This is a genomic window from Methylobacterium trifolii (assembly GCF_022179685.1).
GTDB classification, from domain to species: domain Bacteria; phylum Pseudomonadota; class Alphaproteobacteria; order Rhizobiales; family Beijerinckiaceae; genus Methylobacterium; species Methylobacterium trifolii.
In genome coordinates, this window is the sequence record NZ_BPRB01000030.1 from 24,456 (window position 1) to 30,972 (window position 6,517).

General features: G+C 71.3%; 5 protein-coding genes. 2 read left to right on the plus strand and 3 right to left on the minus strand.

What is annotated here, in order from left to right; all coding sequences use genetic code 11:
* Window positions 1–71 precede the first annotated feature (71 nt).
* Window positions 72–335 carry a hypothetical protein gene (locus COGEMETH_RS02525; protein ID WP_238181051.1) on the minus strand — a complete coding sequence of 88 codons (264 nt, stop codon included), beginning with the start codon at window positions 333–335 and terminating at the stop codon, window positions 72–74.
* A gap of 587 nt (window positions 336–922) precedes the next feature.
* Here COGEMETH_RS02525 and COGEMETH_RS02530 point away from each other — a divergent pair.
* A complete protein-coding gene (locus tag COGEMETH_RS02530) occupies window positions 923–2,563 on the plus strand; it encodes an HAL/PAL/TAL family ammonia-lyase (RefSeq protein ID WP_238181052.1) in 1,641 nt (546 codons plus the stop codon).
* Between the two features lie 10 nt (window positions 2,564–2,573).
* Here the strand turns inward: COGEMETH_RS02530 and COGEMETH_RS02535 are convergent, their stop codons facing one another.
* Together COGEMETH_RS02535 and COGEMETH_RS02540 are read right to left on the minus strand one after the other, a co-directional pair.
* Entirely contained in the window at window positions 2,574–3,737 is a 1,164-nt protein-coding gene (locus COGEMETH_RS02535) for an iron-containing alcohol dehydrogenase (protein WP_238181053.1), read from the minus strand.
* Between the two features lie 102 nt (window positions 3,738–3,839).
* Window positions 3,840–4,751: a LysR family transcriptional regulator gene (locus COGEMETH_RS02540; protein WP_238181054.1), complete on the minus strand. Its 912-nt coding sequence runs from the start codon at window positions 4,749–4,751 to the stop codon at window positions 3,840–3,842.
* Between the two features lie 187 nt (window positions 4,752–4,938).
* Between COGEMETH_RS02540 and COGEMETH_RS02545 the strand changes: the two genes are divergently transcribed.
* Window positions 4,939–6,435, plus strand: a complete 1,497-nt coding sequence (locus COGEMETH_RS02545) for a CoA-acylating methylmalonate-semialdehyde dehydrogenase (RefSeq protein ID WP_238181055.1) — start codon at window positions 4,939–4,941, stop codon at window positions 6,433–6,435.
* The last annotated feature ends 82 nt before the right edge of the window (window positions 6,436–6,517 follow it).

Consider the following 6,517-nt stretch of genomic DNA (forward strand, 5'->3'; position numbering starts at 1 on the left):
GGGACTTTAGCAGTGATCGCAGCGTGTCCCGATCGACGCCCATGACGGACGCACGGGGTCCACGCACCCGCTCACTCGCCGAGGGGCGTCAGCAGGATCGGGATGCGTCCGCGGGCAGAGCGCAGTTCGAGGCCGCGCAAGGCTCGCAGGCGGACGAGGCCTGTCGCGCCGGGAGCGACGCGCTGCACCCGCTCGCCGTCGAGGCGAAGGCTGAAAGGGGCCTCGGCGCTGAGGCGCAGGCTCGGCACGGACTTGAAGCCATCGAGGGCGATCCCGGTCCAGGCCGGGCCCACGGTCACCGTGACCGGGGCGGGGCTTCGGGGACGCTGGGCCAACACTCCGGCTCCCACTGCGCAGAGACCGAGCAGAACCAGAACGGCGCGGCCGATCCGACGACGGGGTGGCGGCGCCCGCCCCGCTGCGGGGGAGAGCGGGGCCACGGCGGCCGGCATCGGCGACCGGCCCGGCCCGGTCGCAGGCGGCTCGGAGGGACGCCGGGTCGGGACGGGGGCCGCCTCGTGCTCCAGGTGGAACGTCAGCGGTTCCGGCGCAAAGGGCGGTGCCGGCGTTGCCGTGGCCTCGGTCTCCGGCCCGTTTCGTGCCGCGGACGGTTGGGCGCCGCCGCAGAACGGGCAGAACGCCACCGCGGCGTAGTGCCCCCGGCCGCAGGCCGTGCAGTGGCGTGGCGGGCTCGGGAACGCGGTGTTCGGCACGCGGATTTCACCTTCCGGCAGGGAGGGTCCGGCGGGAACGTGATTCTGGCCGCCTCCGCCGGTTCCGTCCAGACCTCGACGCATCGACGCCCCCGGTGATGGGGGCCGGCCCGCGCCCCGGCCTTGCCTGTCGCGAAGGAGGCGCGTAGGCGGCCCGGATCGTGCAGCCGCCCGCCGCGACGGTTTCCTCCGAGTTCGGAAAGACGCCCATGACGACCACCATCGACGGCTGCACCCTCAGCGCGGACGACGTCCTCGCCGTCGCCCGGCCGGATGCCGCGGGTCGTCGCGCCCCGGCCGCGCTCGCCCCCGAGGCGCGCGCGGCGCTCACCGGCACGCGGGACTACATCGAAGCGCACTTCATGCGCGACGACGCGCCGCTGATGTACTCGTTCAACACCGGGGTCGGGCTGTTCAAGGACCAGCGCGTGCGCCTGGACGAGATGCAGGCCTACCAGCGCTTGACCGTGTACGCGCACGCCACCGGCCTGGGCGAACCCTTCGACGCCGACGTGGTGCGTGCCACCATGCTCCTGCGCGCCAACGCCTTCGCCTCGAACTTCTCCGGGCCGCGTGTGGCCGTGGTCGAGCGCCTGCTCGATTGCCTCAACGCCGGCATCGTGCCGGTCATCCCGCAGAAGGGCTCGGTCGGGGCCTCCGGCGACCTCGCCCCCCTGGCGCACCTGGCCGGGGCGATCTGCGGATTCGCGGAGGCCGAGGCATTCTACGAGGGCCGCCGGATGCCGGCACGCGCCGCCCTGGAGGCCGCCGGGCTGCCGCCGGACTTCCCCCTGGAGGCCAAGGACGCCTCGGCGCTCATCAACGGCTCCACGGTCTCTCTCGCGGTCGGCGTGCTGGCCCTGGAGGATATGAAGCGCGTCCTCAAGCATGCCGAGATCGCTTTGGCCCTGACCCTTGAATGCCTGCGTGCGGAGAAAGCCGCGTTCGACCCCAGGGTGCACAAGGCCCGCCCGCACAAGGGGCAGGCGGCCAGCGCCCGCAACGTCCTGCGCATGATCGCCGACTCGCAGCGCTGCACGGAATCGGCCCGCGTCACGGTCTTCCCCGACGAGAACCGCGCGCCGGGGCAGGCCCCGCCGCCGCGAGTGCAGGACGTGTACTCGCTGCGCTGCGCCCCCCAGGTGCACGGGCCGGTACGCGAGGCCCTGGCCTATATCGACGGCATCATCGGCACCGAGATCAACTCGGCCACCGACAACCCGCTGATCTTCGCTCAAGGTGAGAGCGACGGCGGCGGCTACGTCTGCATCTCCGGCGGCCATTTCCACGGGGCCTACGTGGCGCAGGCCATGGACCTGCTGTCGATCTCGGCCACCGACCTCGGCTCGATCTCCGAGCGGCGGCTCGCCCGCCTGATCGACCCGACCATGAGCTACGGTCTGCCCCGCAACCTGCTCGCCGGCAAGAAGGGGCTGAACACGGGCTTCGCCACGGTGCAATGCACCCTCTCGGCCCTGGTGATGGAGAACCGGACCCTGTCGATGCCGGGCTCGGTGGATTCCATCCCCGGCAAGTCGAACGCGGAGGACCACGTCTCGAACTCGACCTGGTGCGCGCGCAAGGCGCGCACCATCGTGCAGAACGTCGAGGCGATCGTGGCCGGGGAGATCCTGATGGCCTGCCAGGCCCTGACCCTGGTGGCCGACGTGGCCCGCGAGCATCCGCTGGGCAGCGGCACCCAGGCGGCGCTGGACGCGGTGCGCGCGGTGATCGAACCGGCGCTGTCGGGCGACCGCTGGTATCACACCGAGATGGTGGATGCGCTGGCCCTGCTGCGCTCGGGCGCGATCGTCGCGGCGGTGGAAGCCGCGGTGGGGCCGCTGGAGTAGCGGCCTCCCCTCACGCCTCCCAGACGCGCCGGTAGAGCGCCTCGATCTCTTCGGTATTCGGCACCAGCGGGTTGTTCCCCGGCGAGCCCGAGGCCAGGGCCTGCGCGGCCATGGTCGGGATCAGTGCCGCCCATCGGCCGGCGTCGAGGCCGTATTCGCGCGGGCCCGGCACGTCGAGGTCGTCGTTGAGCCGTTCCAGTTCGGTGACGAGGCGCGCCACCGCGCCCTGGTCGCCCTCCCCGTCGCGGGCCACGCCCATGGCGCGGGCGCAGGCCGCGTAGCGCCCCGTCGCGGCCGGCGCCGAGAAGGCGGTGATTGCGGGCAGCAGCATGGCGTTCGAGAGCCCGTGGGCCACGTGGAAATGCGCGCCGATCGGCCGGCTCATGCCGTGGACCAGCGCCACCGAGCTGTTCGAGAAGGCGATCCCCGCCTGCGTCGCCCCCAGCATCATCGCCTCCCGCGCGCCCCGGTCGCCGGGATCGGTCCAGACCCGGCGCAGGTTCGGCGCGATCGCCCGCATCGCCTCCAGGGCGAGCCCGTCCGAGAACGGGTTGGCCTTCTTCGAGACGTAGGCCTCGATGGCGTGCGTCAGGGCGTCGATGCCGGTGTCGGCCGTGAGGCGCTTGGGCTTCGACAGGGTCAGCTCGTAATCGACCAGCGCCGCCACCGGCAGGTAGGCCAGGCCGATGCAGAGCATCTTCTCGTCGGTGGCGGCGTCCGTGACGATGGTGAAGCGCGTCGCCTCCGAGCCTGTACCGGCTGTGGTGGGGATCGCCACGATCGGCAGGCCGGCCTCGTCCTGCAGGTGCGGGGCCTTGTAGCGGCGCATCGGCCCGCCGTGGCGGGCCAGCACCGCCACCGCCTTGGCCGTGTCCATCGGGCTGCCGCCGCCGAAGCCGACGACGCAGTCATGCTCGCTTTCCTTGAGCGCCTCCAGCACCGCCTCGACCGAGTCCACGGTCGGGTCCGGCACGGTGTCGGCGAACACGCCCGCCCGGATGCCGGCGGCCGAGAGCCGCGCCACCAGTTCGTCGAGCCTGCCGCTGTCGCGCAGGAACGGATCGGTGACGACGAAGGGACGGGACAGCCCGAGCTGGCCCAGCACCTCTGGCAGCAGCCCGGAGGCGCCGGCTCCGATCCGCATCAGGCGCGGCAGGGCGATCGGGCTGACCATTCTCTTGCTCCGATAGGGGACCCGCCCTCGTGCGGACGGGGGCGTTTCCGGAAGCTAGGGCCGGGCGGGGCCGGAAGGAACCCGTGCTCCCGGCGGGACGGGTTACACCGCAGGCCCGGCGAACAGGTCGCGGGCGCCCTCCACCTCCCGCGCGATGAAGGCGGCGACCTCACGGATGTGGGCCGCCTTCCGGTTGTCCTCGTGGATGTGCATGTGGAAGGCCCGCGTCAGGGAGAGTTCGGCGGGCAGCACCGGCACCAGCCCCGGATGGGCGCCGGCGATGAAGGCCGGCACGATGCAGAGGCCCGCGCCCGCCAGTGTCGCGTGGACCTGGGCTAGCAGATTGGTGCTGCGCAGGCGCGCGGCCGCTTCCGGCCCGATCACGTTGAGGTAGTTCAGCTCGCGGGCAAACAGCATGTCCTCGATGTAGCTGACGAAGGGATGGCGCCGCAGGTCGGCCAGCGTCCGGATCGGCTCGGCGCGGTCGAGGTAGCCGGGCGCGGCGTAGACGAACAGGCGATAGTCGGTCAGCCGCCGGGCCACCACGCGGGCCTGCTGCGGGGCCGACAGGCTGATGACGATGTCGGCCTCGCGCTTCGACAGGCTGAAGATCCGGGCCGTGGCCATGATCTCCACCTCCAGACCCGGATGGGCCTGGGTCAGCCGGTGCATGCGCGGCGCCAGGAACACACTGCCGAAGCCGTCCGGCGCGCCGATCCGCACGGTGCCGGCGATGCTGCGCCCCTCGGTGCCGGTGGTGGCCGCGGAGACGAAGGCACTTTCCATCGCCTCCGCCGTGGCGAGCAGGGCCTCGCCTGCCGGCGTCAGGGCGTAGCCGAGGTTGCTCCGATGGAACAGGCGGCTGTCGAGGCCCTCCTCCAGGGCCTGGATGCGGCGGGCGACCGTGGTGTGCTCCGTGCCGGTCTGCGTCCCCGCCGCCGTCAGGGTGCCGGTGCGGGCCACGGCGAGGAAGAAGCGCAGGTCGTCCCAGTTGCGGAGTTTTTTGGGGTTCATACCTCACTCGCAACGTCTCTGGCCCTCCCTCCCCCGCAGAAGGGGGGAGGGAACGTGCCGTGTGCATCGATGCACACCGGCTGCGAACGGGTCCAGCTTTATCGCTCAACAAACGCTGTTACCCTGCGCGCAAAATCGGGCCTCGCAAGCGGTCCGGATTCGAGGAAGCGAACAGGAGGAGCGCGGCATGCGCACGATCGGTCATTTCATCGGCGGCAAGACCGTCGAGGGCACGAGCGGGCGCTACGCCGACGTGTTCCATCCCTCGACCGGTGAGGTCCAGGCCCGCGTGGCGCTGGCGAGCAAATCGGAACTGCGCGCGGCCGTCGAGAACGCCGCCGCGGCGCAGGTCGCCTGGGCCGCCACGAACCCGCAGAAGCGCGCCCGCGTGATGATGCGCTTCCTCGAACTGATCCGCGGCGAGATGGATTCGCTGGCCGAACTGCTGGCTTCCGAGCACGGCAAGACCGTGCCCGACGCCAAGGGCGACATCCAGCGCGGCGTCGAGGTGGTGGAGTTCGCCTGCGGCATCCCGCACCTGCTGAAGGGCGAGTTCACGGAAGGCGCCGGCCCCGGCATCGACGTCTACTCCCTGCGCCAGCCGCTCGGCGTCGTCGCCGGCATCACGCCGTTCAACTTCCCGGCGATGATTCCCCTGTGGAAGTGCGCGCCGGCCATCGCCTGCGGGAACAGCTTCATCCTCAAGCCCTCTGAGCGCGACCCCTCGGTGCCGCTGCGCATCGCCGAGATCTTTTTGGAGGCCGGCCTGCCGCCTGGCGTCCTGAACGTCGTCAACGGCGACAAGGAAGCCGTGGACGCGATCCTCGACGATGAGGACATCAAGGCGGTGGGCTTCGTCGGCTCCTCCCAGATCGCGGAATACATCTACGTGCGTTCGGCCCAGACGGGGAAGCGCGCCCAGTGCTTCGGGGGCGCCAAGAACCACATGATCGTGATGCCCGATGCCGACATGGGCCAGGCGGTCGACGCCTTGATCGGCGCCGGCTACGGCTCGGCCGGCGAGCGTTGCATGGCGATCTCGGTGGCCGTGCCCGTGGGCGAGGGCACCGCCGACCGGCTGATGGAGCGCCTGATCCCGCGGGTGGAAGCCCTCAAGATCGGCCCCTCGCACGATGCGTCCGCCGATTACGGCCCGATGGTCACGGCCGAGGCGGTGGAGCGGGTGAAGGGCTACATCGAGACCGGGCTCAAGGAGGGCGCGGAACTCGCCGTCGACGGGCGCGGCTTCAAGCTCCAGGGCTACGAGAACGGCTTCTACATGGGCGGCTGCCTGTTCGACCGGGTCACGCCCGAGATGACGATCTACAAGGAGGAGATCTTCGGGCCCGTCCTCTGCGTCGTCCGCGCCAAGGATTACGAGGAGGCGCTGGCGCTGCCCTCGACCCACCAGTACGGCAACGGCGTGGCGATCTTCACCCAGGATGGGGACGCGGCGCGCGACTTCACCGCGCGGGTCAACGTCGGCATGGTCGGCGTCAACGTGCCGATCCCGGTGCCGATCGCCTACCACACCTTCGGCGGCTGGAAGCGCTCGGGCTTCGGCGACCTGAACCAGCACGGGCCGGACTCGATCCGCTTCTACACGAAGACCAAGACGGTGACGCAGCGCTGGCCCTCCGGCATCAAGAGCGGCGCGGAGTTCTCCATCCCGACCATGCGCTGAACCCGCCCTCCCCCCTCTTTGGGGGGAAGGTGCCTGAAGAGCAGGCGGGAGAGGGTCGCGACGGCTCCGGATACGGCGCTCC

Bases quoted from the DNA above. Each gene is read 5' to 3' on its own strand.
- COGEMETH_RS02530 (WP_238181052.1), top strand. From the start codon at position 923: ATGACGACCACCATCGACGGCTGCACCCTCAGCGCGGACGACGTCCTC.
- COGEMETH_RS02535 (WP_238181053.1), bottom strand. From the start codon at position 3,737: ATGGTCAGCCCGATCGCCCTGCCGCGCCTGATGCGGATCGGAGCCGGC.
- COGEMETH_RS02540 (WP_238181054.1), bottom strand. From the start codon at position 4,751: ATGAACCCCAAAAAACTCCGCAACTGGGACGACCTGCGCTTCTTCCTC.
- COGEMETH_RS02545 (WP_238181055.1), top strand. From the start codon at position 4,939: ATGCGCACGATCGGTCATTTCATCGGCGGCAAGACCGTCGAGGGCACG.